This window comes from Streptomyces sp. NPDC056883, from assembly GCF_042788835.1.
GTDB lineage: Bacteria > Actinomycetota > Actinomycetes > Streptomycetales > Streptomycetaceae > Streptomyces > Streptomyces stoeckheimensis.
Genome location: NZ_JBHUBS010000009.1, coordinates 82290 through 107209 on the forward strand (window position 1 = coordinate 82290; position 24920 = coordinate 107209).

The 24920-nt window shown below is 72.5% G+C and carries 22 protein-coding genes; 10 read left to right on the forward strand and 12 right to left on the reverse strand.

Annotated features, from left to right (window positions below; all coding sequences use genetic code 11):
* Positions 1–41: 41 nt before the first annotated feature.
* The 3 genes from mrdA to ACFRU2_RS22680 all read right to left on the reverse strand — a co-directional run bounded on the left by mrdA (position 42) and on the right by ACFRU2_RS22680 (position 4614).
* Positions 42–2120 carry a penicillin-binding protein 2 gene (mrdA, locus tag ACFRU2_RS22670; protein ID WP_382974817.1) on the reverse strand — a complete coding sequence of 693 codons (2079 nt, stop codon included), beginning with the start codon at positions 2118–2120 and terminating at the stop codon, positions 42–44.
* Between the two features lie 60 nt (positions 2121–2180).
* Positions 2181–3638 (reverse strand): aldehyde dehydrogenase family protein, encoded by a 1458-nt coding sequence (locus tag ACFRU2_RS22675; RefSeq protein WP_382974820.1) that lies wholly within the window; start codon positions 3636–3638, stop codon positions 2181–2183.
* A gap of 115 nt (positions 3639–3753) precedes the next feature.
* A complete protein-coding gene (locus tag ACFRU2_RS22680; RefSeq protein ID WP_382974823.1) occupies positions 3754–4614 on the reverse strand; it encodes a helix-turn-helix domain-containing protein in 861 nt (286 codons plus the stop codon).
* Positions 4615–4942: 328 nt separating this feature from the next.
* Here ACFRU2_RS22680 and ACFRU2_RS22685 point away from each other — a divergent pair, with 328 nt between their 5' ends.
* Positions 4943–5431 carry an ATP-binding protein gene (locus ACFRU2_RS22685; RefSeq protein ID WP_382974826.1) on the forward strand — a complete coding sequence of 163 codons (489 nt, stop codon included), beginning with the start codon at positions 4943–4945 and terminating at the stop codon, positions 5429–5431.
* 98 nt (positions 5432–5529) lie between these two features.
* Here ACFRU2_RS22685 and ACFRU2_RS22690 read toward each other — a convergent pair whose 3' ends face one another.
* A complete protein-coding gene (locus ACFRU2_RS22690; protein ID WP_112450436.1) occupies positions 5530–5766 on the reverse strand; it encodes a DUF397 domain-containing protein in 237 nt (78 codons plus the stop codon).
* A gap of 104 nt (positions 5767–5870) precedes the next feature.
* Positions 5871–7952, reverse strand: coding sequence for an FUSC family protein (locus ACFRU2_RS22695; protein WP_382974829.1), 2082 nt, complete (start codon positions 7950–7952; stop codon positions 5871–5873).
* Between the two features lie 346 nt (positions 7953–8298).
* Between ACFRU2_RS22695 and tatA the strand changes: the two genes are divergently transcribed.
* Positions 8299–8469, forward strand: coding sequence for a Sec-independent protein translocase subunit TatA (gene tatA / locus ACFRU2_RS22700; RefSeq protein ID WP_382974832.1), 171 nt, complete (start codon positions 8299–8301; stop codon positions 8467–8469).
* Between the two features lie 15 nt (positions 8470–8484).
* Here the strand turns inward: tatA and ACFRU2_RS22705 are convergent, their stop codons facing one another.
* A complete protein-coding gene (locus ACFRU2_RS22705) occupies positions 8485–9666 on the reverse strand; it encodes a DUF2786 domain-containing protein (protein ID WP_382974834.1) in 1182 nt (393 codons plus the stop codon).
* A gap of 4 nt (positions 9667–9670) precedes the next feature.
* Positions 9671–10084, reverse strand: coding sequence for a winged helix-turn-helix transcriptional regulator (locus tag ACFRU2_RS22710; RefSeq protein WP_382974837.1), 414 nt, complete (start codon positions 10082–10084; stop codon positions 9671–9673).
* 91 nt (positions 10085–10175) lie between these two features.
* Here ACFRU2_RS22710 and ACFRU2_RS22715 point away from each other — a divergent pair, with 91 nt between their 5' ends.
* A complete protein-coding gene (locus ACFRU2_RS22715; RefSeq protein ID WP_382974840.1) occupies positions 10176–11018 on the forward strand; it encodes an NAD(P)H-binding protein in 843 nt (280 codons plus the stop codon).
* Between the two features lie 239 nt (positions 11019–11257).
* Positions 11258–12928, forward strand: a complete 1671-nt coding sequence (locus ACFRU2_RS22720; RefSeq protein WP_382974843.1) for a bifunctional 3'-5' exonuclease/DNA polymerase — start codon at positions 11258–11260, stop codon at positions 12926–12928.
* Between the two features lie 3 nt (positions 12929–12931).
* Here ACFRU2_RS22720 and ACFRU2_RS22725 read toward each other — a convergent pair whose 3' ends face one another.
* The 3 genes from ACFRU2_RS22725 to ACFRU2_RS22735 all read right to left on the reverse strand — a co-directional run bounded on the left by ACFRU2_RS22725 (position 12932) and on the right by ACFRU2_RS22735 (position 15388).
* Positions 12932–14209 (reverse strand): hypothetical protein, encoded by a 1278-nt coding sequence (locus tag ACFRU2_RS22725; protein WP_382974846.1) that lies wholly within the window; start codon positions 14207–14209, stop codon positions 12932–12934.
* Between the two features lie 79 nt (positions 14210–14288).
* A complete protein-coding gene (locus tag ACFRU2_RS22730) occupies positions 14289–14798 on the reverse strand; it encodes a SigE family RNA polymerase sigma factor (RefSeq protein ID WP_382974848.1) in 510 nt (169 codons plus the stop codon).
* Between the two features lie 65 nt (positions 14799–14863).
* On the reverse strand, positions 14864–15388 hold the full coding sequence (locus ACFRU2_RS22735) for a GNAT family N-acetyltransferase (RefSeq protein ID WP_382974851.1): 525 nt from the start codon (positions 15386–15388) through the stop codon (positions 14864–14866).
* A gap of 159 nt (positions 15389–15547) precedes the next feature.
* On the opposite strand from ACFRU2_RS22735, the gene ACFRU2_RS22740 reads away from it, so the two are divergent.
* The 4 genes from ACFRU2_RS22740 to ACFRU2_RS22755 all read left to right on the forward strand — a co-directional run bounded on the left by ACFRU2_RS22740 (position 15548) and on the right by ACFRU2_RS22755 (position 20578).
* Positions 15548–16489 carry a YhjD/YihY/BrkB family envelope integrity protein gene (locus ACFRU2_RS22740; protein WP_382974854.1) on the forward strand — a complete coding sequence of 314 codons (942 nt, stop codon included), beginning with the start codon at positions 15548–15550 and terminating at the stop codon, positions 16487–16489.
* 38 nt (positions 16490–16527) lie between these two features.
* Entirely contained in the window at positions 16528–17847 is a 1320-nt protein-coding gene (locus tag ACFRU2_RS22745) for an LPXTG cell wall anchor domain-containing protein (RefSeq protein WP_382974856.1), read from the forward strand.
* Between the two features lie 112 nt (positions 17848–17959).
* A complete protein-coding gene (locus tag ACFRU2_RS22750) occupies positions 17960–18523 on the forward strand; it encodes a LemA family protein (RefSeq protein WP_382974859.1) in 564 nt (187 codons plus the stop codon).
* Positions 18524–20578, forward strand: coding sequence for a DUF2207 family protein (locus tag ACFRU2_RS22755; protein ID WP_382974861.1), 2055 nt, complete (start codon positions 18524–18526; stop codon positions 20576–20578).
* Here the strand turns inward: ACFRU2_RS22755 and ACFRU2_RS22760 are convergent.
* Complete coding sequence (locus ACFRU2_RS22760; protein ID WP_382975191.1) at positions 20562–21722, reverse strand: serine hydrolase domain-containing protein; 1161 nt, start codon at positions 21720–21722, stop codon at positions 20562–20564. The genes ACFRU2_RS22755 and ACFRU2_RS22760 overlap by 17 nt on opposite strands.
* A gap of 102 nt (positions 21723–21824) precedes the next feature.
* Positions 21825–22496, reverse strand: a complete 672-nt coding sequence (locus tag ACFRU2_RS22765) for a TetR/AcrR family transcriptional regulator (RefSeq protein ID WP_382974864.1) — start codon at positions 22494–22496, stop codon at positions 21825–21827.
* Positions 22497–22608: 112 nt separating this feature from the next.
* Between ACFRU2_RS22765 and ACFRU2_RS22770 the strand changes: the two genes are divergently transcribed.
* Positions 22609–23235 carry an NADPH-dependent FMN reductase gene (locus ACFRU2_RS22770; protein ID WP_382974867.1) on the forward strand — a complete coding sequence of 209 codons (627 nt, stop codon included), beginning with the start codon at positions 22609–22611 and terminating at the stop codon, positions 23233–23235.
* 14 nt (positions 23236–23249) lie between these two features.
* Positions 23250–24716 (forward strand): DHA2 family efflux MFS transporter permease subunit, encoded by a 1467-nt coding sequence (locus tag ACFRU2_RS22775; protein WP_382974870.1) that lies wholly within the window; start codon positions 23250–23252, stop codon positions 24714–24716.
* Positions 24717–24920 lie beyond the last annotated feature (204 nt).

Sequence of the window (24920 nt, forward strand, 5' to 3'; positions counted from 1 at the left end):
GGTCCGCAATCACCGGCGGCGCCGAAACTCGTCGCCGGAACTCACTGACCTTCTTGCCGGGCCGGCGGCAGTTCCGTCTGCGGCTTGGGGAGCAGGGCCTTCTTCAGGTCCTGGGCACCCTTCTCGTCCAGGCCGTACATCGCCTCGTAGATCTTGCGGACGGCCGGTCCCGAGGCTCCGGAGCCGGTGCCGCCCTGGGAGATCGTCATCACGATCGCGTAGTCCTCGGTGTAGGACGCGAACCAGGAGGTGGTCTGCTTGCCCTGGACCTCGGCCGTACCGGTCTTCGCGTGCATCGGGATCTGCTTCTGCGGCCAGCCGCCGAACCGCCAGGCGGCGCTGCCCGAGGTGACCACGTCCGCCAGGGCTCCGTCGATGTTGTCCCGGAGCTTCGCGTTCATGGGGAGCTTGCCCTGTTCCTTCGGGGCGATCTCCTGGACCGAGGCACCGTCGGCGCTGACCACGGCCTTGCCGATGCTGGGCTGGTGGAGGGTGCCGCCGTTGGCGATGGCGGCGTAGACGGAGGCCATCTGGATCGGGGTGACGAGGGTGTCGCCCTGGCCGATGGAGTAGTTGATCGCGTCGCCCTCGCGGAGCTGGTTGCCCTGGCGGCAGTTCTCGTAGGCGATCTTCTCGGCGTACGAGCCGTCCTTCTTGCCGTCGCGGCACCAGGCGGCCTTGTTCGCCTCGAAGAAGTCCTTCTTCCACTGGCGGTCGGGGACCCGGCCCGGGACCTCGCTGGGCAGGTCGATGCCGGTGCGCTTGCCGAGGCCGAACTCGTGGGCGGTCTTGAAGAACCAGTCGCCGGGCTGGGCCTTGGGCTTGATGCCGCCGTCCTTCTTCCACTCCTGGTCGGCGATGGCGTAGTAGACGGTGTCGCAGGACACCTCCAGGGCCTTGCCGATGGTGATGTCGCCGTGGCCCTGGGACTCGAAGTTGGTGAAGACCTGGCTGCCGACCGAGTAGGAGCTCGGGCAGCCGTAGAGCCTGTTGAAGGGGTAGCCGGCGTTGACCGCGGCCGTCGAGGAGACCACCTTGAAGATCGAGCCGGGGGCGGCCTGGCCCTGGATGGCGCGGTTCAGCAGCGGGTAGTTCGATCCCTTGTCGGTGAGGGAGGCGTAGTCCTTCGCGGAGATCCCGCCGACCCAGGCGTTCGGGTCGTAGGTCGGGTTGGAGGCCATCGCGACGACCCGGCCGGTCTTGGCCTCCATGACCACGACGGCGCCCGAGTCGGCCTCGTAGTGCCGGCCCGTGTTGTTCTTGTCGATGCCCTTGCGGGCCTCGATCATCGCGTTGTTCAGCTCGCGCTCGGCCACGGCCTGCACGCGCGAGTCGATCGAGGTCACGATGTTCGCGCCGGCCTGCGGCTTGTCGCTCACTCCCTCGCCGATGATCCGGCCGAGGTTGTCCACCTCGTAGCGGGTGATGCCCGCCTTGCCGCGGAGCTCCTTGTCGTAGGTGCGCTCCAGGCCGCTGCGGCCCACCTGGTCGGAGCGCAGGTACGGGGAGTCGGAGCCCTTCGCCTTGGTGATCTCCTCGTCGGTGACCGGGGAGAGGTAGCCGAGCACCTGGGAGGTGTTGGCGCCGTCGGGGCCGGCGTAGCGGCGCAGGGCGGTGGGCTCGGCGGTGATGCCGGGGAACTGCTCGGCGTGCTCCCGTATCTCCAGGACCTGGTCGGTCGTCGCCTCGTCGGTGATGGGGATCGGCTGGTACGGGGAGCCGTTCCAGCAGGGCTTGGGGGTCTTGGCGTCGCACAGCCGGACGCCGTTGACCACGTCGTCGGGGTTCAGGCCCAGCACCCCGGCGAGGTGGGTCAGGACGCCCTTGCCGCGGTCCTTCATCTTGGAGAGGTCGGTGCGGCTGGCGGAGACCACCATGCGGGTCTCGTTGTCGGCGAGCGGGATCCCGCGGGCATCGAGGATCGAGCCGCGCACGGCGGGCTGGACCACCTGCTGGGTGTTGTTGTTCTTCGCCTCGTCCGTGTACTCCTGGCCGTTGCGTATCTGGAGGTACCACAGACGCCCGCCGAGGGTCAGCAGCAGCGAGAACACCACGATCTGGATCATGACGAGCCGGTTCTGGACCCGGGGTGTGCGCCCGGTCTCCGGTATGTTGCTCAACTCGGCTCTCCCCCGGACTGGTCCTCGCCTGACCGGTCCGAGTCTAGATCCCCCGACGGACTAGAACGGGAACTGCGTCCGGCCGTGCTGGACCGAGATCCATTTCTGGGTGGTGAAGGCCTCGACGGTGGCCTCGCCGTTGAGGCGGCCCATGCCGGAGGCCTTCTCCCCGCCGAACGCCGCGAGCGGCTCGTCGCCGATGGTGGAGTCGTTGACGTGGATCATGCCGGTCTCGATGCGCCGGGCGAAGCGGACCCCGCGCTCCACGTCCCGCGTGTGGACGGCGCCGCTGAGTCCGTACGGGGTTGCGTTGGTGAGGCGGACGGCCTCGTCCTCGCCGTCGAAGACCACGAGGAGGGCGACGGGGCCGAAGATCTCCTGGCCGAGCAGCGGGGAGTCCTCGGGGAGTCCGGCGAGCACGGTGGGCTCGACCAGGTTGCCGCGCGTGGAGCCCCGTACGAGCGCCTGCGCGCCGGAGTCGACGGCGCGGTCGACGAGGGCGGTGAGGGCGTCGGCCTGGAAGGAGTTGATCAGCGGGCCGATGTGGGTGTCGGCCTCGTGCGGGTCGCCGGTCTTCAGGGCGCGCACGCGGGCGGTGAACTTCTCGGTGAACTCCTCGGCGACCGAAGCGTCGACCAGGATCCGGTTGGCGGCCATGCAGACCTGGCCCTGGTAGACGAAGCGGCTGAAGACGGCCGCGTCCACCGCGTAGTCGAGGTCGGCGTCGTCGAGGACGACGAGCGCGCTGTTGCCGCTGAGCTCCAGGACGGTCCGCTTGAAGTGGCGGGCGGCCACCGCGCCGACGTGCCGGCCGACCCGGTCGGAGCCGGCGAAGGATATGACCTTGGGGACGGGGTGGGTCAGGAGCGCGTCGCCTATCTCGGCGATGTCGGTGACCAGGACGTTGAGCAGGCCGGCCGGCAGGCCCGCCTCCTCGAAGATCTTGGCGATGACCCCGCCGCCGACGACGGGCGCGTTCTGGTTCGGCTTGATGACGACGGCGTTGCCGAGGGCCAGGGCCGGGGCGACCGACTTCAGGGTGACCAGGAAGGGGAAGTTGAAGGGGCTGATCACGGCGACGACCCCGACGGGCAGGCGCTGGATCCGGTTCTCCTTGCCCTCGACCGGCGAGGGCAGGATGCGGCCCTCGGGGCGGACGGCCAGCTGCATGGCCTCGCGGATGAACTCCTTCGCGAGGTGGACCTCGTACTCGGCCTTGGGACGGGTCCCGCCGAGTTCGTCGATCATCGCCTCGATGATTTCCTTGCCGCGCTCCTCGGTGATCCGCAGGGCGCGTTCCAGGACGGCTCGTCTGGTGTACGGGCTGGTGGCGGCCCATTCCTTCTGGGCCCGCTCGGCGGCCCGGTAGGCCTGGTCGACCTGCTCGACGGTGGCCACGGTGATGGCTGCGAGCTTCTCCCCGTTGTACGGGTTGACGTCGATGATGTCCCACGAGCCGTTTCCGGCCAGCCATGCGCCGTCGATGTACTGGTGAGCCAGGTCCTCGAATATGGACATGCCATCCCTTACGTCGAACGCGCTTCCTTGCGCTGCACCGGAGACCCAGTGGTCATCTGGGTCATCGTCACGCTCTGAGTATCACTGCCTGATCAGGCGTCATAGTACGTGCGAATCAAGACAGTTGGAGCAGACCACGCAGGAGATCGCGGGTCTGGCCGGGGTCCGGGCAGTCATTCTGGAGGCGCAGCATCGCCCGCTCGTACTGACCCACTTCCTCGTCTTTGTCGAGGTAGAGGGCGCTGGTGAGCTGTTCCAGATAGACCACGTCCTGGAGGTCGGACTCGGGGAAGCGCAGCAGGGTGAAGGCACCGCTCTCGCCGGCGTGACCGCCGAAGGAGAAGGGCATGACCTGCAGGTGCACGTTCGGCCGCTGGGAGATCTCGATGAGGTGCTCCAGCTGACCGCGCATCACGTCCCGGTCGCCGTACGGGCGGCGCAGTGCGGCCTCGTCGAGGACGGCGTGGAAGACGGGGGCGTTCTCGGAGACCAGCACCTTCTGGCGCTCCAGGCGCAGCGCGACCCGGCGGTCGATCTCGGCCCGGCCGGCGCCGGGCATGCCGCGGCTGACGACGGCCTGGGCGTAGGCCTCGGTCTGCAACAGGCCGTGCACGAACTGCACTTCGTAGATGCGGATGAGGGAGGCGGCGCCTTCCAGGCCCACGTACGTCTGGAACCAGCCCGGCAGGACGTCGCCGTAGCTGTGCCACCAGCCGGCCACGTTGGCCTCGCGGACGAGCCCCAGGAGGGACTCCCGCTCCGCGCCGTCCGTGACTCCGTAGAGCGTGAGGAGGTCCTCTACGTCCCTTGCCTTGAAGCTCACCCTTCCCAACTCCAAGCGGCTGATCTTCGATTCGGATGCGCGGATCGAGTAACCGGCCGCCTCACGGGTGATGCCGCGGGATTCTCGGAGTCGCCTGAGCTGGGAGCCCAGGAGGATGCGGCGCACCACAGAACCACTGGCTTCTGCGGTCACGAGTCCTGCCCCTCCCCATGCGGTGGATGGATACGTACGGCTGCGTCGCAGGGGCCCCCGTGCCCCTCAAGGCCCGCAGTCTGCCACCAAAACGCATCTGCCCGTACTCGTTCTGTAACGGATTTGGCCGCGCTGTAAAAGAAGTCCGTAAGTCTGCGTAGGAAGAAATGAGCAAGAACCGTCACGGGACCGGACAGGTCCGGCGCGTGCACGTGCATCTGCCCTTGCATCCGGCTCCGGCATTCGGAACCATGGTCCCGCGCACCTGCGTGCCCCGCAGTTCTTTCGAATCCCGGGAGTGCCTCGCATGGGGACGAATGGATCGACCATGCTCGAGCCGTTACGGCAGGGGCTTCCCCCGGTCGACCCCACGGCTGTCTCCGGGTCCGCGTCCTGCGCCCTCCCCGCCCGCCTCGAAGCGGTGCGCGGTGCACGCACCTTCACGCGTTCCACCCTGTCCCAGTGGGGCCTCGACGACCGGTTCGACGACGTGGCGCTGGTCGTCTCCGAACTCGTCACCAACGCGCTGCGCCATGCCCTCCCGGACGACTCCCGGCCGGCCCCGGGCGAGAGCGAGCCGCCGGTGCGCCTCCACCTGATGCGGTGGAGCACCCGGCTGGTGTGTGCGGTGCGGGACCCCAGCGAGGACCGGCCCGGCGGGTGCTTCGCGCCGGAGGCGACCGAGCGCAACAGCGACCTGGAGTCGGGGCGCGGGCTCTTCCTCGTCGACGCCTACAGCGACAGCTGGGGCTGGCACCCGCTCGCGGGGCGGCTGACCGGCAAGGTGGTCTGGGCGCTGTTCGCGCTCCAGGACTGAGCCACCGCACAATCACCCCATAGACGACAAGCGGCCGGGATTGATCATGACGATCAATCCCGGCCGCTGCACGTGCATGGCTGATCTTCGGCTGGTCTTCAGCTGATCAGGTGGTCGAACTCGCCGTCCTTGACACCCAGCAGCAGCGCTTCTATCTCGGCCGGCGTGTACACGAGTGCCGGTCCGTCCGGAAACCGCGAGTTGCGCATGGCAACGTCGCCCCCGGGCAGTTTCGCGAACTCCACACAGGAACCTTGCGAGTTGCTGTGTCTGCTCTTCTGCCAGGTCACCCCGTCAAGCTCTGCAGCTGCCATCCCGTTGTACGCGTGGTCCACAGGAAGCCCCCGATAGTGCAGATGTCAACTGCACCGGATCATAGCTGTGTTCATGAACGCCTGCATGGGCAGATGCACGTGCACGAACGGAGGGCAAGGCACCACTAAGCGTGACGCCCTTCCCCGGAGTCCGGACGCGGCGGGGTGCGCAGGGCCTCGGAGACCTCCTCCAGGGAGTCCAGAAGCTGCCGCGCCGCCCCGCGCAGCACGCCCGGGTCGGGGGTGCCCCCGTCGGCCAGCGCCGTGCGGACCCCCTCCCAGTCGGGCACCCGCCGCTCCCGTACCGCCTTCGCGCCCGCCTCCGTCGCCTCGCGCAGCGCCCGGGCCAGCTCGGCCGCGCCCGGCACCGGGGGCCGGGACCGGTCCGGGAAGTGCGCCTCCAGCAGCATCGCGTGGCGGCCCATCGCGGCCAGGGCCCGGCCCGCGTCCTCGGCGGCCGCCCCGGAGATCCCGCGGTGGCGCACCGGCTCCCCGGCGGCCCGGTCCACCGCCTCCTGCCAGGCGACCCGGGCGTCGCGCACCGCCAGCAGGGCGCTGCGCACCTCGTCGCGGCGGGCTCCGGCCGGGTCCGCGTACTGCCCGAGCACGGCCGCCGCGTACCGGCCGTTGGCCGCCACCCAGTCGGCCAGCCGGGTCCGCAGGCGCGGGGTCTCCCAGGCCGGGTAGACGGCGTAGGAGATCATCGCGAGGACTCCGCCGACCAGGGTGAGCATGACGCGGTCCGGCACGGTCTGGTCCCAGCGCAGGCCGCCCATGCCGAGCAGGAAGACCACGTAGGCGGAGACGAAGACCATCGAAACGGCGTACCCGGTGCGCATGAACGTGTACATCAGGCCCGCGCTGACGACGGCGAGCAGCCCGGACACGTACATCCCCGGGTGCGCGAGCTGGACGACGGCCGTCGCGAGGGCGACCCCGACCAGGGTGCCGCCGAACCGGGCGACGGCGCGGGTGTAGGTCTGCGTGAAATCGGGCCGCATGACCATGACGGAGGCCATCGGGGCCCAGTAGGCGTGGCCGAACGGCAGCGCGTGGCCGATGCCGTAGCCCGCACAGGCGACGGCCGTGACCCGGACGGCGTGCCGCAGGATCGGCGACCCGGGACGCAGCTCCGCCCGTACGGCGGCCAGCACCATCGGCGCGAGCGCCGGCAGGGTGGGCCGCAGCATCGACTCCCCGGGATCCGCGGTGCGCCCCGAGCCCGGCTCGGCGGTGTCGAGTACGTCGTCCAGCAGGGCGGTGAGCCGGCGCGCGGCGCGCAGCGCGGGGCCCCGGAACAGGTCGGCGGTGTCGGGGGCCTTGAGCACCGCGAGGGCCGGCGCGGGAAGCCGCACCGCCTCCCCGTGCCGGATCGCGGACGCGGCGGCGTCCAGCACCGACCCGGCCGCGGCGAGCAGTTCCCGGACCCGGTCCCGCGCCGGGCCCTCGGCCGGGGCCCCGACCGCCGGGTCGGCCAGCAGGGCCAGCACGGGCCGGATCCGCTCCGCGAGCCCCCGCGCGCCGTGCAGCTCGGCGGGGCGGCGGCGGGCCTGGCGCACCGTCACGGTCGCGGCGTCGCGCGCCTTCATCAGCGGCTGCGGGTCGAAGGAGGCGACCGGGTCCTGGCGCAGGCGGCGCGCGTAGTCGGCCTCGGCGGCGAGGGCGTCGGCCAGGGCGTCCCGCTGGGCGCCCCACCGCCGGATCGGGAAGAGCACGATCAGCAGGGCCTGCACCACCCCGCCGGCGGCGATCATCGCGGCGTGCCCGGCGGCCTGCGGCACGGAGGTGGGCAGGGTGACGGTGACCAGCATGATCGCGACGTTGCCGGAGGCGATGATGCCGGCGGTGGGGCCGGCCGCCCACATCATTCCTGCGGCAAAGCTCCACACGGCGAGCAGCAGCATGAAGGCCAGGGTGTGCGAGGACCCGACGAGGTAGCCGATGAAGGTGGACACGGCCAGGGTCAGCCCGGCGGAGAGCGCGAGCACGGGCCGGGGCCGCCAGCTCTTCTGGAAGGTGGCGACGGCCGCCATGTAGGCGCCGAACGCGGAACTGGCGGCGGAGCCGGGCCCGAGGAGGGCGAGGCTCACGCCGATGACGATGGCGAGGCCCGCGGCGGCGCGCAGCGCGATGAGGGGTTGCAGCCGGGTCCGCTCGACCGTCAGCCCGGCCCGGGCGGTGTCCTTCAGCGCCCGGACCCAGCTCATGATCCCGAGCGTAGCCCCGCCCAGGGGCTCCCGCTGCGCGGGGCGAAGCCCCCTACCCGCCCTTCCGCCGTTCCCCGGGGCTCAAACTCCAGCCCGCCCGGCGTTTGAGGGCACGGGCGCGCAGCGCACGTACGGGTCCGGGCGCAGCCCGGGGAACGGCGGAAGGGCGGGTAGGGGACAGCCCCGCAGGGCAGCCGGAGCGCGGGCCCCGGGTTTCAGGTGTTCTTCAGGCTTGGCGTGATCTATGGCGCGGACGCCCTGCAAGCGCCGATCATCGGCCCGACGGGCCCATTCCGGCACCGTCCCGGCAGGCTGCCGGCACTCGCCCCGGAAGGCGGACACACCCATGCTCAGGAACGGCCTGGAACCCTGGCACGTCGCCATCGTCGTGCTCGTCTGCCTGATGCTGTTCGGCTCCAAGAAGCTCCCCGAGATGGCCCGCGGGCTGGGCCGGTCCGCCCGCATCCTGAAGGCCGAGGCCCGCGCGCTGCGCGAGGAGGCCCCCGTCGAGCGCTGATCCGGACCTCCGGGCTCAGCCCCGCAGGGAGCGCCGGCGCGCGTCCGCCATGTGCGCCCGGTCGGCCGCCGCCGTACCGTCCTCCCAGCCCGCGAGGTCCGTCGCTCCGCGCAGCCGGGTCGTCGTGGTCCGGGGGAACATCTCCTCCGCCCGCGAGGTGACCGCCACGTCCCGGGCGACCAGGGCCGGCAGGTTGTCGGGGGCCTCGGCCACGGTGTCGGCCACCGTGTGCTCGGCCGTCTCCGCGAGGCGCTGGCCGAGCCGGCTCGCGTAGGCCAGGAGGAAGGACTGCCGGAAGGTCTTGGTGCGCTTGCGCCCGCCCGCCCGCTGACCGGCCTCCGCACGGGTCATCGCGGCGGTGCCCTGGACGAGCAGGGAGGTGTACAGCAGCTCCACCGCCTCCAGGTCGCTCTCGAAGCCGACGACGGTGGAGAACTCGTAGGCGCTGTTCCACACGGACCGGCACCGGTTCGCGCTCGCCACCGCGTCGAGCAGCACCGCCTTGGCCTCCTCGTACGGGGCCTCGACGCCGATCCGGCAGGCCCCGGGTATCTGCGCAGTGCCGGACTTCACCGCGAGCAGGGCCGCGTCCACGGTGTGGCGGGCCATGAGCTCCTGCGCCTTGGCGCTGAGCGCCTCCGCCTCCTCCGGGAAGGTGGTCGCCTCGGCCTTCGCGAGCAGCGCCCGGATCCGGCCGAGCATGCGGGGCTCGATGTGCGCGTGTTCGAGCAGGTCACCCGCCGGGTCTCCCGGCACGGGCCCCACCGGTTCGATGGACGGCAGCCGGATCAGCAGCCGGAACACCTCCAGAACGGTCCCGGCCAGGCTGAAGCGGTCGGTGCGCTCCCGCTGGACCAGCCGTTCCCCGTACCCGGTGTCGTCCCCCCACCACACCTCGGCGTCGGTCCACCGCTCGGGCAGCCGCGCGTACCGCCGGGCCTCGGCGGCGATCAGGTCCTCGGCGATCCGCAGGTGCGGCTGCTCCAGGTCCCGACGCACGAGCCGCAGCACGTCGGCCGGCCGCCACCCGCGCTCCCAGGCCTGGCGCAGGTACTCCTCCCCGCGCGCGAGCAGCGCCTGCCCGACCCCGCCCCACCGGTCCCCCTCGGCGACGAGCACCGACGCCCCGGCGTCCAGCCCGGCGTCGTCCTGGTTGTACAGCGCGGCCTCGCAGGCCCGGTCGACGATGTCTCTCACCCCTTCAGCTTGGCATGCCCGCCTGCTGCGCCTTCTCCTCGTCCCACTCGGCCCGGGCGGCCGCGATCTGCGGACGGTGGGCCAGGGACCAGTCGGCGAGGCCCTTCACGAGGTGGGTCAGGCTGTGGCCGAGCGCGGTCAGCTCGTACTCGACCTGCGGGGGCACGGTCGGATACACGGTCCGCCGGACGAGTCCGTCGCGCTCCAGGCGACGGACGGTGAGGGTCAGCATCCGCTGGGAGACGCCCTCCAGGGACCGCTGCAGGGCGTTGAAGCGCAGGGCTCCGGCGGCGAGCTGGACGACGACGAGCACCGACCACCTGTCACCGAGCCGGTCGAGGACGTCGCGGATCCCGCAGTCGTCGTCGCAGCTCACCACGGGGTCGGGGGCGGTTACTTCGGTGTGCCCTGCTGACATGAATGTGCCTCCTTATGCGCCGCGCACTGATCGAACACGATAGGCGTGACGCGAAAGCGCACCCCCCTGACGATGGCTCGGAGGCCCTTCCATGCTCTTGATCACCGGCGCTTCGGGCGGCCTCGGCTCCCTGGTCGCACAGCGGCTGGCGGACCGCCCGGACGTCCGCATCGGCACCCGCCGCCCCACCGGCCCCTCCCGGGTCCGGGTCGACTTCGACGCACCGCAGACCCTGGACTTCCGGGGCGTGGACACCCTCCTGCTGATCTCGGCCGGCTACGGGGAGGACGACGAGGTGATCCGCCGTCACGAGGCGGCGATCGCCGCGGCGGAGCGGGACGGGGTCCGCCACGTCGTCTACACGAGCCTCACGGCGGAGGGCGACCACCTCCCGTACGCACTGGCCCACCGCTGGACGGAACGCCGCCTCGCCGCCTCCCCCTCCCTCGCCTGGACCGTCCTGCGCAACGGCCTGTACGCGGAACTCCTGGCCGCCCTGGCTCCGCCCGGCCCCGACGGGCGGATCACCGCCCCGCTGGGCCGGGGCCGGCTGGCCGCGGTGGCCCGCGAGGACCTGGCGGACGTGGCGGTACGGGTCGCCCTCGACCCCGCCGCACACGCGGGCCGGGTGTACGAGCTGGTGGGCGACCGGCCCCTGTCGGGCGCCGACCTGGCCGCCGCGACGGGCTCCGTCTACGCCCCGGCCACCCTCGCCGAGGCCCGCGCGGCCCTCTCCGCCCCCGGAACGCCCCCCTTCCAGCCCCCGATGCTGGTCGGCACCTACTCCGCGATCGCCGCCGACTTCCTCTCCACCCCGGACCGGGGCCCCCTCCGCACCCTCCTGCCCCACCCTCCGCGCCCAGCGCTGGAGACCTACAAGGCCTCTCTCCCGCAGCAAGTCCGGGCGCAGCAAATCCAGCCGTCCGACGCTTGAGGACCGGGGTCCGGGCAAATCCAGCCGTCCGGCGTTTGAGGACCGGGGTCTGGGCAAATCCAGCCCGTCCGGCGTTTGAGGACCGGGGTCTGGGGCGGAGCCCCAGGACGGGGTCCGGGGCGGAGCCCCGGGGAACGGGCGAAGGGCGGGTAGGGGACCCGACGCCCGCGCAGCGGCGTACACCTGTACGAGCGCGCCGCGCGCGGGCGCTGTCAGACCCCGGTGGGACACTCGCACTCATGAGCGACCGCATCCCCCGGTGGGCCCTCGCCGAGGACGGCGACGGCCGATGGCACGCCACGCCCCTGGACCCCGCCACCGGCACCGCGGCCGCCGCCACACCGCTCACGGTCACCGACCCCGCGGAAGCGATCCGCGCAGCCCCCACCGGCACCCGCTGGGTCTGGCGCTCCACACAGGCCGTCTACCCCCGAATCCTCGCCGCCGGCGCCCGCGTCGATCGCTGCCACGACATCGAGGACGCCGAGCTGCTCCTGCTCGCCCACGAGGGCCGCCTCGGCGAACCCCGCTCGGCGGCCGCCGCCTGGGCCCGCCTGACGAACGCGCCCGTACCGCCCGATCCCCCGCAGCGCGCGGCGGAACCCGGCAGCCAGCACTCCCTCTTCGACCCCCAGCCCGCCCCCGTCCCGCTCGACGCCCTCGTCGCCGTCCACGCCGACCAGGCGAAACGGCTCGACTCCACCGCCCACCCCGACCGGATGCGGCTGCTCGTGGCCTCCGAGTCGGCGGCCTTCCTCGTAGCCGCCGAGATGAACCGCGCGGGGCTGCCCTGGCGGGCCGACGTCCACCGGGCCCTGCTCACCGAGCTGCTCGGCGAGCGGTACGCGGGGCGCGGCCAGCCCCGCCGGCTCGCGGAGCTGGCCGACGAGGTCTCGGCGGCGTTCGGCCGGCGCGTACGGCCCGAGCTGGCCGCCGATGTCATCAAGGCCTTCGCGGAGGCCGGGATCAAGCTCAAGTCCACCCGGCGCTGGGAGATCCAGGACCTGGAACACCCGGCCGTGGAGCCCCTGATCGCGTTCAAGAAGCTGTACCGGATCTACACCGCCCACGGCTGGTCCTGGCTCGCGGACTGGGTCCACGACGGCCGTTTCCGCCCCGAGTTCATCCCCGGCGGCACCTACACCGGCCGCTGGGTCACCAACGGCGGCGGGGCCCTGCAGATCCCCAAGGTGATCCGCCGGGCCGTCGTCGCCGACCCCGGCTGGCGGCTCGTCGTGGCCGACGCCGACCAGATGGAGCCCCGGGTGCTCGCCGCGATCTCCCGCGACCCCGCCTTCATGGAGGTGGCCGGCCGCCCTGAGGACCTGTACACCTCCATCTCCCGCCAGGGCTTCTCCGGAGACCGCGACATGGCGAAGATCGCCGTGCTCGGCGCGGTGTACGGGCAGACCTCCGGGGACGGTCTGAAGAACCTGGCCGCGCTGCGCCGCCGCTTCCCCCGGGCCGTGGCCTACGTGGACGACGCCGCGAAGGCGGGCGAGGAGGGGAGGCTCGTACGGACCTGGCTGGGCCGCACCTGTCCGCCGCCGGCCGATCCGGAGGACGCCGAGGAGCTCCCCGACGGCTACGTCCCGAGCTACGCCTCGACCGACGCCCGGGCCCGCGGCCGCTTCACCCGCAACTTCGTCGTGCAGGGCAGCGCCGCGGACTGGGCGCTGCTCCTGCTCGCGGCCCTGCGCCGGTCCCTCGCGGAGGCGGGGATGCGGGCCGAGCTGGTCTTCTTCCAGCACGACGAGGTCATCGTCCACTGCCCCGAGGAGGAGGCGCCCGCCGTGGTCGCGGCGATCCGCGCGGCGGGCGACCTGGCCGGCCGCATCACCTTCGGCGAGACCCCGGTCCGCTTCCCCTTCACCACGGCCGTCGTGGAGTGCTACGCGGACGCGAAGTGACGTCTACTGTCCGTACTCCGAGGCCCACTTCGGGCTCGTGGCGAGCTCCTTCAGCCGCTCCACGCTCAGCACCGGCTCCTTGCGGGTCACCGCCGACCCCTGGGTCTCGGCGTTGAACGCGGACAGCATCAACCGGGTCCCGTTCGGCCGCAGCACCTCGGCCTTCCACCAGACCATGCCGGGCACGCCCTTGTCCCCGTCCCGCTTCTCGGTCAGGACCTTCGATCCGTCCGGCAGCGTCTCGGCGTCCTTGAACAAGTCCGCCCATGTGGCCGGCTCTCCCGGCTTCCTCGCGTTGTCCACCTGGATCTCCAGGCTGACCAGCGACTTGCCCTTGCCGTCGTCGAGCACCAGGTAGCCCAGATCGGCGTGCTCCTCGTCCCGGCGCACGATCGGGATCGCGTCCGTACGCAGCAGTTCCTCCAGGATGACTGCCGCCTTCGCCCCCTGGCGGCCGGCCGGACGCTCGTTCTCCTGACCGGCGGCGGGCAGGTCGTTCAGGGCCGGGTGCCACAGCGGGGACGTCACGAGCGCCTGCATCTGCGCGAGCGTGAGCGGCGGTGTCGGACGGCTGACGGGCGCGCCCTTCTCCTCCGGCGAGTTCTCCTCGTGGGCGTCCACCATGAACCCCTGCGGGGTCACCACGATGGCGCGCCAGGACTTGACGTCGGCCCGGTGGTCGGGGAACACGTAGCCCTTGTAGAGGTGCAGCCGCGAACCGTCCGCGAGCGTCTCCGAGGTGCAACTGTCGTACTTCGTGGTGGTCTTGGAGGGGCACTCGAGCATGTCCTCGGCCATCGCACCCTTGGGGTCGATCCGGTAGAGACCGAAGCCGAGGGAGCTCTTGCCTTCGCCGTCGTCGAAGACCGCGCTCACCATCGGGCCCAGCTCGTGCTCCGTCCCCCGCGCCTCGACGGTGCTGAGCGTGCCCTGCGGCAGGAGCTGCTTGAGCACCCCGGTCAGCTGCTCGGCGGAAACGGCGCCGGTTCCGACGCGGCTGCGGGGCTGCCCCGGCGCCGACACCCCCGGTGCGGGCGGCTCCGCCGAGGACGCGACGTTCGACCGGCCCCCGCCGCCGGACCCGAGCATCCCGTTCGCGTAGGCCCCGGCGGTACCGATCAGGGCCAGGGCGAGCGCCGAGCCACCGGCCATGGCGGCCCGGCGACGGGCCACCATCCGCCGCCCGCGCCGCTCCCCGGCGTCCACGAGATCCCGGCCTTCGGACGTGAAACCGTCACCCGTACGCCGGAGGGCTTCACCGAGCTCATCTTCAAAGGGCATGCGGAATCAAACCTTCCGTCCAAAGGGAATCATGGGATGAGAAGAATGGAAATGGCGTGCGCCCGAGCGAGCGGGGGACTCAGCGCCCCGCGAACTCCGCCAGCGAGCCGCCCAGTTGCTCCCGCAGCCGGGTCAGCGCACGCGAGCTGCGGGTCCGTACGGCCGCCGAGCTGACGTTCATCGCGTCGGCGGTCTCCTCGACGCTGCGGTCCTCCCAGTACCGCAGCACCAGGACCGCCCGGTCCTTCGGCGCCAGCCGCCCCAGCGCCTCCAGCAGCGTCAGCCGCAGCGCGGGATCGCCGCCGGTCGGCGCGCCCGCGTCGGGGAACTCCCCGACCGGACGCTCCCCCGCCGACCGGCGGCGCTGGTGCGTCAGGAAGGCACGCACCAGAACGGTTTGCGCGTACGCCGCCGGGTTGTCGATCCGGGCGACGCGTGCCCAGAGCAGGTACATCCGCCCGAGGGTCTCCTGTACGAGATCCTCCGCGAGGTGAGTGTCCCCGCTCGTCAGCAGACAGGCCGACCGGTACAAATGTGCCGATCTGCCCGCCGCGAACTCACGGAACCCATCTCTGCGTCCGTACCCCATCGGCTCCCCCTCGTGTCCGTCTCACCCCAATGACGCGACGGGGAGCGGGAATGTTTCAGCCGATCTCAGACCGATGCGGAAACGGTCAGGTCGTGGAAGTACATGTGGAACTCCTCGCGGACGAACCCCTCCGCCTCGTACAGCCCCTGCGCGACGAGGTTGTCGTACGCCGTCTCCAGCTGCACGCCCGAGACCCCGGCCTCCCGCGCCCGGCGCAGCACCTCGCGCAGCAGCGCGCGGCCCGCGCCCGTACGGCGGCCCTCGGGCGCCACGTACAGGTCGCCCAGCAGCCAGGCGGGCTTCATGGCCAGCGAGGAGAACATCGGGTAGACCTGCGTGAAGCCGACCGTGCCCGCACCCGGGACCTCGGCGAGCAGGATGAAGGAGTCGCCGCCCGCCAGCCGCTCCGCCAGGAAGGCGCGCGGGCGCTCCGGGTCCTCGACCTCCACCTCGTAGAACTCCAGGTAGCCGCGGAAGAGCTCGGCGGCGGTGTCCAGATCCGCCTCGCCCGCCTCGCGCAGGACCACCTTGCCCCCGCCGTCGGCGGCCTCCGGGGTGCGGGCCTCGTCGTGCGTCGTCCGACCGTTCATATCGCTCTCCCTCGTGGCGTCCCTGTCGCGCTCCCCAATTCTGCAACCGCGCGCGGGTCGCGACCCGCACCGGCCGTGGCTGCGGCGCGGGAACCGCCGAATCGCGGCACGACGGCAGACCGTCGATACTTCGTGAAACGGGCCCGGGCAGGAGACGCAATGCGGTGGAAGACCCGGCTGGAAGGCTTGCGTTCCGGTCTGGCCGGCCTGCGTTCCGGTGCGGAGCTGCGCTTCCCCTTCCTCTCCGAGCTCACGAGCAGGCTGCTGTCCGCGAACCTGCTCGACTCGGGGACCCGCCTCGCGGCCCAGGCCTTCCTGGGCTCGGTACCCCTGCTGTTCGCCTTCGCGGCCTTCGCCCCGGCGGGCGTGCGCGACCAGCTCCGCGACTCCCTGCGCACCATGTTCGGACTCAGCGGCGCACCCGACGAGGAGCTGCAACAGGTCCTGTACGGGGCGTCCGACGACGGCCTGCGCGAGACCACCGGCATCGTCGGCGTGCTGGTCGCACTGGTGTCGGCCACCAGCCTCAGCCGGGCGATGGCCCGGGTCTGCGAGCGTGCCTGGCTGCTGCCCAAGGCCGGGACCCGGATCTCGGCCTGGCGCTGGGTGGTGTGGCTCCTGGTGATGGTGCTCGTGCTGGTGCTGCAGGGCCCGATCCGCGACGGCTTCGGCGCCGGCCCCCTCGTCGGAACACCGCTCTTCTTCCTGGTGAGCACGGGCGTCTGGCTGTGGACGCAGCACCTCCTGCTCGCCAACCGCGTCACCTGGTCGGCGCTGCTTCCCGGCGCCCTGCTGGCGGGAGCCGCCACCAGCGTGCTCGGGCTGACGGCGCGCATCTACATACCGCCGGCGCTCGACCGGGCCATGGGGGAATACGGCTCCCTCGGCCTCGTGCTCGTCGTGCTCTCGTGGCTGATCGCCCTATGCGCCTCGGTCGCCTTCGCGGTGACCATCGGCGCGGTACTGGCGGAGGAACCGCCCCTGAACAGGTACGTGAGAACGCCCCGCAGCGGGTCGCCCCCCGCATCCCCGTCCCCCGAATCCCCGTCCCCCGGACGGCCCAACCCCGGTCGCCCGGGGGACCGCACCGGTCGAGGCTGACGAGGACGCACCGCGATCACCGCGGATGAGGAGGCAGGGTGTCGGACGAAGGATCGGCCGCGCGGGACGGTGAGCGGTCTGAACGGGAGCTCCGGGAACTCCGCAGCCGTGTCGCGACCCTCGAAGCGGAACGGACGGCGCGGCCGCCCCGGCACCGCGCGAAGTCCTTCCTGGCCGCCCTGCTGATCGTCCTCGGCTGCGTGCTCGCGCCCCTCGGAATCGTCGCGGCCTGGGCGGCGGACCAGGTGGGCGACACCGACCGCTACGTGGCGACCGTCGCCCCGCTGGCTTCGGACCCGGCCGTCCAGGACGCCGTCGCCAACCGGGTCACCGACGCCCTCATGACCCGTATCGACCTGGCGTCCCTGCTGTCCGACACGGCGCCGGAGGACCGGCCGCTCCTGGAGAAGGGGCTGGGGAAGCTGGGCGACTCCCTCGAAGGGGCGGTCCGCAGCTTCGTGCACGACAAGGCGCGGGCGGTGACCGGCTCGGACGCCTTCGCCACCATCTGGACCGAGGCCAACCGCAAGATCCACGCCTCGGTGGACAAGGCGCTCACCGGGAAGGGCGGCGGCGCGGTGCGCCTGGAGGGCGACACGGTCACCCTCGACCTCGGTCCCGTCGTCGACCTCGTGAAACAGCGCCTCGTGGACGAGGGCATGCAGGCCGCCGGGCGCATCCCGGAGATCCACACCGACTTCACGCTCGTCCGCTCCGACGAGATCGGCAAGGTCAAGACGTACGTCCGGCTCCTGCAGATCACCGGCAACTGGCTGCCCGTACTCGCCGTACTCCTCGTGGCCGGCGGCGTCCTGCTCTCGCGGCGGCGGCGCCGGGCCCTGGTCGCGGGGGCCCTGGGCGTGGCCGCCGCCACCGCGCTGCTCGGCATCGGGCTCCGGGTCTTCCGCGTGGTCTACCTCGACGCGCTGCCCGCGGGGGTCTCCCCGGAAGCCGCCGGAGCCGTCTACGACACCCTGACCCACCTGATCCACACCATGATCAGAATGGTCGTGGCCCTGGGCCTCGTCCTCGCCCTGTCCGCCTGGCTCACCGGCCCCGGTCGCCGCGCCGGCCTGCTCAGGGGCCTGTGGACCTCGGGCATCGGCGCCGCGCGCACCACGGCCGACCGCGCCGGCCTGCGTACGGGCCCGGTGGGGCCGTTCGTCCGCCGCCACCGCTCCTGGATCGTCTGGGCCCTGACCGCGGCAGCACTCGCCGCCTACGTCCTCTGGTCCTACCCCACCGGCTGGGTGGTCCTCGGCCTGGCCCTCGCCCTGCTCTTCGCCCTGGCGGTGGTGGAGTTCCTGGGCGCGGAAGCCTCCGACGGGACGCCACCGCCGGAGAAGGCCGCCCCCTAGGGGGTGTCTCCGCGCGCCGATTCCCTTGTGCGCGGGGGGTCCCAATCCAGCGCCGCCGCCCTACGCTACGGCCGGGCCGGCAGGGAACCGGCCCGGCAACGGGGGGCCACACATGACACCGCTCGGCATGCTCGTCATCGTCTGCGTCGTGATCGTCCTGCTGGTTCCGGTCTGGCTGACCGCCACCTACAACGGACTCGTCCGGCGCCGCAACCAGGTCGACAACGCCTGGGCCCAGGTCGACGTCCAGCTCACGCGCCGCTACGACCTGATCCCCAACCTCGTCGAGACCGTCAAGGCCTACGCCGCCCACGAGCGCGGCACCTTCGAGGCCGTCGTCCGAGCCCGCGAGGCGGCCGTCGCCGCGAGCGGCCCCGCCGACAAGGAGCAGGCCGAGGCCGTCCTGCGCACCAGCCTGACCGGACTGCTCGCCCTCGCCGAGGCCTACCCGGCGCTCCGCGCGAGCGGCAACTTCGACTCCCTCCAGCGGGAGCTGGCGGCCACCGAGGACCGCGCCGCGTACGCCCGGCAGTACTACAACGACGCCGTTCTGGCCTACAACACCTCCGTGGCCTCCTTCCCGACCCTGCTGGTCGCCGGACCGCTCGGCTTCCGGGCCCGCGCGTTCTTCCGCGCGGCGGAGGGCGAAACCGACCCGGTCCAGGTCCGGTTCTAGATGACCTGGACCTGGTTCGTCGCGGCGGCCACCCTGGTGAGCGCCCTGCTGTGGCTGTCCGCCGTCGGCTGGGCGGTGGTCGCCCACCGGCCCGTGTCCGTGGCCGCCGACGGGCCGACGATGGAGCTGCGGCCCGAGCCGCCCGCGCTGGTGGAGTTCCTGACCGGCGGCTGGGAGGCCGGCCGCGGCGCCCCGCGCGCCACGCTCCTGGACCTGGCCGCGCGCGGGTTCCTCGCCCTGGAGCAGACGGGCCCCGATCCGCGCCACACCCTCGTCCGCATCCGGCCGGCCCGGAAGGAGCCCCCCGAGGACCTGCTCCCCTACGAGGCCCTGGTGCTGGCCCGGGTCACCGCCCTGGCCTCCGGCGGGGTGCTGCCCGCCGGCGCCCTGGCCCGGGGCACCGAGGACGAGGACCGGGGCTGGTGGCGGGCCTTCGGCCGGGCCGTGGCCGCCGACGCCCGGGCCCGCGGACTGGCCCGGGACCGCTACCCGGCGCGGCTGAAGGCCGGGCTGACGCTGGCCGCCGCCTTGCCGGCGGCCCTGGCGGCCGTCCTGTTCCTGTCCCTGGTCGGCCCCGGCGGCTGGTTCATGTCCCTGGCCATCGGCCTGGTCGTGTGGTTCCTCGGGACCCTGCTGGTCTCCCGCCTCACCGGGGAGCGCGAGACGCCCGCCGGTGTCGAGGCCTGCGCACACTGGCTCGGCGTACGGGAGTGGCTGGCCCGCGACGAGTCCTTCCCCGGGCTGCCCCCGGCGGCGGTGACCCTCTGGGACCGCTACCTCGCCTACGGCGCCGCCACCGGTGTGGCCCGCTCCGCACTCGCCGTGCTCCCGCTCGGCCCGCGCGACGAGCGCCGCGCCTGGTCCACGTACGGCGGCGGCTGGCACGAGGTCCGGCTGCGCTACGCCCCGGCCCCGGCCCGCACCCTGCGCCCGCCGCGGGAGAGCGTGCGGCTGGCCCTGCGGCGGATCGGGTCGGCATCGATCGTGCTGCTGCTGGTGGCCTGGTGGCACGCGCATCCGCCGACCGTGATCCGGCTCCCGGTCGCGAGCATCGCGCTGCTGGTCGCGGAGGTGGCCCTGCTGATCGGCGTGCTCATGGGGTCCCGCTGGCTGTGGACCGGCCGGCGGCCGGTGATCCCGCTCGCGGCGTACGTGTACGGCGGCCTCCTCGCCTTCGCCGGCTTCACCGGGGGGCTCCAAATCTCCGGGGAGTGGGCGGTGCCGCCGCAGGTGGTGTGGGCGCAGCTGCCGCCGGTGCTGATCGCCGGCCCCGCGCTGCTCGGGTACCTGTTCCTGCTCGCCTCCGCCCTGCTGGACCTGTCCCGGCGGGCCTGGAGCGAGGGCGAGGTGGTCCGGCTGCGCACCGGGAAGGGGCTCCACCACCTGGCGCTCGACCCGGGCGGACGGACCGCGGTCACGGCCTGGCCCGTACGGCCCGAGCTGTACGGGGCCCTGCGCGAGGGGGCGGTCGTACGGGTGCTGCGGGGACCGATGCTCGGGCACGTCTACGAGGTGGTGCTGGTGACGCCTTCACCGCAGGGCGAGCTGTTCCCGGCGGGGTACGCGCCGGACGAGCACACGGACGGGCACACGGACGAGCACGCGGACGGGGACGCAGCCGAGAACGGCCCCTGGGACGAGGACACCGGGCCGCCGGCCCCGTGGGCCGGGGTGGCCGCGCTGTTCGCGCGGGGCGACCCGAAGGAGTTCCTCCCGCTCGCGGAGGCCGCACGGATCCTCCGGACGGAGCTGCGCGAGGCGGAGTACTCCCCCCACCTCGGAGTCCGGACCTACGACACCGCGGACGGGGAGGCGTTCCTGCTCCTGCAGACGGCTTCGAAGGTCCTGGGCCGTCGGCTGCTCGCCACCCACAAGCGCCGGGCGACCCCGGTCGGCGCGGGAGCGGCCGACGAGGCGTACCTGCGGGGCCGCCGCATGGTCCTGCGCCGCGGGGACCACGTCCTGATGCTGCAACTCCCGTTCGACTCGGACCATTCGGTGCTTCCGGCACTGGCGGAGGCGGCCGCCCGCCGGATGGTCAGTCCTTCCCCGTGACGGGCTGGGCCGGCAGCGTGTAGACGTGCTGCGGGGTCACGATCTCGGTGATCGCCTTGCCGAACAGCGTGCTCGGCTCCTCGCCCTCGGCGGAGATGTCGGTGTTGAGCAGCACGACCAGGGTGGCTTCGGACTGCTGCGGGTTGTAGACGGTCAGCGACTGGTAGCCGGGCAGCGAGCCGTTGTGCCCGATCCACCCCTGGACGTTGAAGATCCCCAGCCCGTAGCCGGTGCCCGGCAGGGCCGGTACGACATCGAGGCGCTCGGCCTGGGTGGCGGGGGTGAGCAGCTCACCGGTGGCCAGCACCTTGGCCCACTGCCGCAGGTCCGTGAGGTCGGAGATCATCGCCCCGGCGGCCCAGCCCCAGGAGGGGTTCCAGTCGGCCGCGTCCTCGGTCTTCCCCGAGGCCGTCTGGTCCGTGTAGCCCTGCGCGTGCGGGGTCGGGAACTCGGCGCCGGTCGGGAAGAGGGTGTGCTTCAGCCCGGCGGGCTCGACGACCTCCTCGGTGATGTAGTCGGCGAGCGTCTGCCCGCTGATCTTCTCCACGACGAGCCCGATGAGGATCAGGTTGGTGTTGCAGTAGTAGAACTTCGCGTTCGGCTCGAAGAGCACCGGGTGCTTGAAGGAGTAGGCGAGCAGTTCCTGCGGGGTGAAGGGCCTACGGGGATCGCTGGTCAGCGCCTTGAAGAAGTCCTCGTCGGCCGAGTAGTTGAACAGTCCGCTGCGCATGCCCGCCAGCTCGCGCAGGGTGATCCGGTCGCCGTTGGGCACGCCGTCGACGTACTTGCCGATGGGGTCGTCCAGCCCGATCTTCCCCTCGTCGACCAGCTTCAGCATCGCGGTCACGGTGAAGGTCTTGGTCTCGCTGCCGATCCGCATGTTGAGGCCGTCGGTCATGGGCGCACCGGTGGCCTTGTCGGCCACGCCGAAGGCCCGTAGGTACGTCCCCTTGCCCGGCGCCGACAGGGCCACTTGGACCCCGGGGATCTTGGCCTCGTCCATCACCTTCCGGATGGCGTCGTCCAACTGCCGCGCCACGGCGGGGGTGAGCTGCGGAAACTCATCGGATACGGCCGTACTGCTCGCCGCCGGTGGTGTCGGCACGTCCACGGCGTACCCGGCACCGGCCCCCACGGGCACCATCAGGAGCCCCACTGCGGCCGCTCCCACAGCCGCCCTGCGCAACCGTGTCGTGCTCACCCGTCCAACGTAGCCCCGGCCCGGGGGCCGGGCGACCGGAGCCGTTCAGCCCACCCGGTAGGCCCGGAGGAAGGCGGCGACGCCGCCTGCGATCAAGTGGTCGGTCCGGTCCTTGGGGAGGGGCAGGACCCCGTAGTAGGAGAGCTGCACGATGGAGTGCGAGGTCAGCGCCATGAAGTGGGCGGCCGCCAGCATCGCGTCGCCGTGCACATCGATCAGCCCGGCGGCCTCGAGGCCCGCCATCGCGTCCGCGAGCGCGCGGGACACCGGGCCGGGGCCGGCGTTCGTCCAGGCTTCCAGCACCTCCGGGGGCACGTGGTCGGCTTCGGCGTGGATGTGGCGGACCAGCGCGAAGTGGTCGGCGTAGTCGGTCATGAGCCCGATGACCCGCTGGGCGAAGGCGACCAGGTCCCGCTCCAGGTCCTCGGGGCGGGGCGGGCGTTCGGGGTTCAGGACGGCTTCGATCTGGGCGATCTGGGCGTCGCGCACCTGCCCCGAGGTCCAGGTGACGACGGTGGCGAAGAGCATCGCCTTGCCGCCCGGGAAGTGGTTGTAGAGCGTGCGCGTCGAGACGCCGGCCGCTGCGGCGAGCGCGTCGACCGAGGCGCGGGAGTAGCCCTCGCGGCCGAAGACCCCGCAGGACGCGCTCGCGATGGCGATCCGCTTCTCCAGCTTCTTGTCATGGGTGCCGGTGCCCGCGCCGGTGCCGGTGCTCATTTCGCCTCCACACGAGAAGTACAACGACCGTTGCACTTTTTACAACGGTCGTTGTAGTTTACCGGAGGAGCAGCCGCACGGGCGGCCGCACCGCCAACGAGGGGAACCTGCCATGTCCGCCGCCACTTCCGGTCCCACCACCCCCCGGACGGACGCGCCGCTGCGCGTCGCCGTCATCCTCGGCAGCGTCCGCGAGGGCCGGCAGGGCCCCGCCGTCGCCGACTGGTTCCTCGGCGCCGCGGGCGCCGTCGGCGGCCTGGACCTCGACCTCATCGACCTCGCCGACGTCGACCTGCCGCTGGCCATGCCCGGCTGGGGCGGTTCGCCGAGCCCGCAGGCGGCCGCCGCCCTCGCGGAGGTCAGCCCGCGGCTGGCCGCCGCCGACGCCTTCGTCATCGTCACCCCCGAGTACAACCACAGCTTCCCGGCCGTACTGAAGAACCTCATCGACTGGCACCGCGAGGAATGGCAGGCCAAGCCGGCCGGCTTCGTCTCCTACGGCGGCCTCGGCGGCGGCCTGCGCGCCGTCGAGCAGCTCCGGCTGGTCTTCGCCGAGCTGCACTCCGTGACCGTGCGCGACTCCGTCAGCCTGCACGGGCCTTGGTCCGGGCTCGGCACGGACGGCGTCCCGCGCGACACCGCCGTGGCCGAGGGCGCGCTCAAGGGCATGCTCGGCCAGCTGACCTGGTGGGGACGCGCTCTGCGCGCCGCCCGCGCGAGCCACCCGTACCAGGGCTGAGGGGCGGCACGAGGATGCGTACGACGAACCGGGCGATCGGCGCACACACCACCGAGACCCCCGCCCCCGACGCCCCTGCCCCCGAGGCCCCTGCCGTCACCCCTGCCCCCTCCCCGGCATCCGCAGCGCTGCTACGCCGCACCGCGGGCGTCGTCATCGTCGGCTCGGTCATGTCGGTGCTCGACATGACGATCGTCAACGTGGCCCTGCACCGCCTCTCCGAGGCCTTCCACGCCCCCCTGGCGACGATCCAGTGGGCCGCCAGCGCGTACTCGCTCGCGCTCGCCGCCGTCATCCCGGCCTCGGCCTGGGCGATGGGCCGCTTCGGCGCCAAGCGCACCTATCTGGGCGCCCTCACCCTCTTCTCGCTCGGATCGCTGCTCGCCGCGTGCGCCTGGAGCGCCGGGAGCCTGATCGCCTTCCGCGCGGTACAGGGCCTCGGCGGCGGGCTGCTCATGCCCGTCGGCATGGCCATGGTGATGCGCACCGCGGACCCGGCCCGGCTCGGGCGGGTGATGGCCCTGCTCGGGCTGCCCATCATCGTCGGGCCGGTGGCCGGTCCGGTGCTGGGCGGCTGGCTGGTCGACTCGGCGTCCTGGCAGTGGATCTTCCTGGTCAACCTGCCCGTCGGGGCGGTCGCCCTGTTCCTCGCCGCGAAACTGCTGCGCTCCGACGCGCCGGGCTCCGCGGCCTCCCCGCCCCGGCTGGACGTACCCGGCCTGCTGATGCTCTCCCCGGGCCTCGCCCTGCTCCTCTACGGCCTGGCCCGCGGCGGGGAAGGCGGCACCTTCACCGCCCCCGACGCCCTGCTCCCCACCCTGGCCGGCGCCGCACTCGTGGCCACCTTCGCCCGCCGGTCCGTGACCGCCCGCGAGCCCCTCCTCGACCTGAAACTCCTCCGCGACCGCACCTTCCGGGCGGGCATCACCACGCTCACCCTCTTCACCTGCGGCTACTTCGGATCCATGCTGCTCGGACCGATGTACTGGCAGCAGGGCCGCGGCATGACCGCGACGGCGGCCGGGCTGCTGGGCGCACCGGCCGGACTCACCGTCGGACTGGTCATGCAGATCGCCTCGCGCCGCGTGGACAAGGTCTCCCCGCGCCGGCTGATCCGGGCCGGGATCGCGGTGGGCGCACTGGGCATGGCCCTGACCGCACTCCAGGCCGGGTCCGCGGAGGCGGCACCCTGGCGGTTCGTCACCGCTTCGATCGTCATGGGCATCGGAGCCGGGATGGTCATGATGCCGACGATGACCACCGCAAGCCGAGACCTCCCCAGGGCCCACCTGACCGCCGCAAGCACCCTCCTCAGCATCAACTCCCAGATCGGCGCGTCGGTCGGCACCGCCCTCCTCTCGATCACCCTGACCGAGACGGGCACGACCCCAACGGGCTTCCGCACCACATACGCCCTCGCAGCCCTCCTCCTCACCCTGGCCCTAATCCCGGCCTCCCAACTCCCCACCCGCCGCCCCTGACCCACCCACACACGTCCAGCCCGGACTCCTCGCCCACGACCAGGAGTCCGGGCTCTGCCGTGCCAAGGGGCTTAGACAGGTCGGCGGTTACGGGTAGTCAGCAAGCCAATCTGCTGATCACTCTTCGTAGTGGAGTGCCTCCCGGAGCAGAACTGCAAGTCGACGACGAGCGTTCCCTTCCGGCAGACACACTCCGCCTGAAGG

Coding starts and splice junctions, on each gene's coding strand:
- ACFRU2_RS22675 (WP_382974820.1), bottom strand. CDS start 3,638: ATGTCCATATTCGAGGACCTGGCTCACCAGTACATCGACGGCGCATGG.
- ACFRU2_RS22685 (WP_382974826.1), top strand. CDS start 4,943: ATGCTCGAGCCGTTACGGCAGGGGCTTCCCCCGGTCGACCCCACGGCT.
- ACFRU2_RS22695 (WP_382974829.1), bottom strand. CDS start 7,952: ATGAGCTGGGTCCGGGCGCTGAAGGACACCGCCCGGGCCGGGCTGACG.
- tatA (WP_382974832.1), top strand. CDS start 8,299: ATGCTCAGGAACGGCCTGGAACCCTGGCACGTCGCCATCGTCGTGCTC.
- ACFRU2_RS22710 (WP_382974837.1), bottom strand. CDS start 10,084: ATGTCAGCAGGGCACACCGAAGTAACCGCCCCCGACCCCGTGGTGAGC.
- ACFRU2_RS22715 (WP_382974840.1), top strand. CDS start 10,176: ATGCTCTTGATCACCGGCGCTTCGGGCGGCCTCGGCTCCCTGGTCGCA.
- ACFRU2_RS22720 (WP_382974843.1), top strand. CDS start 11,258: ATGAGCGACCGCATCCCCCGGTGGGCCCTCGCCGAGGACGGCGACGGC.
- ACFRU2_RS22725 (WP_382974846.1), bottom strand. CDS start 14,209: ATGCCCTTTGAAGATGAGCTCGGTGAAGCCCTCCGGCGTACGGGTGAC.
- ACFRU2_RS22730 (WP_382974848.1), bottom strand. CDS start 14,798: ATGGGGTACGGACGCAGAGATGGGTTCCGTGAGTTCGCGGCGGGCAGA.
- ACFRU2_RS22735 (WP_382974851.1), bottom strand. CDS start 15,388: ATGAACGGTCGGACGACGCACGACGAGGCCCGCACCCCGGAGGCCGCC.
- ACFRU2_RS22740 (WP_382974854.1), top strand. CDS start 15,548: ATGCGGTGGAAGACCCGGCTGGAAGGCTTGCGTTCCGGTCTGGCCGGC.
- ACFRU2_RS22750 (WP_382974859.1), top strand. CDS start 17,960: ATGACACCGCTCGGCATGCTCGTCATCGTCTGCGTCGTGATCGTCCTG.
- ACFRU2_RS22755 (WP_382974861.1), top strand. CDS start 18,524: ATGACCTGGACCTGGTTCGTCGCGGCGGCCACCCTGGTGAGCGCCCTG.
- ACFRU2_RS22760 (WP_382975191.1), bottom strand. CDS start 21,722: ATGGTGCCCGTGGGGGCCGGTGCCGGGTACGCCGTGGACGTGCCGACA.
- ACFRU2_RS22765 (WP_382974864.1), bottom strand. CDS start 22,496: ATGAGCACCGGCACCGGCGCGGGCACCGGCACCCATGACAAGAAGCTG.
- ACFRU2_RS22770 (WP_382974867.1), top strand. CDS start 22,609: ATGTCCGCCGCCACTTCCGGTCCCACCACCCCCCGGACGGACGCGCCG.
- ACFRU2_RS22775 (WP_382974870.1), top strand. CDS start 23,250: ATGCGTACGACGAACCGGGCGATCGGCGCACACACCACCGAGACCCCC.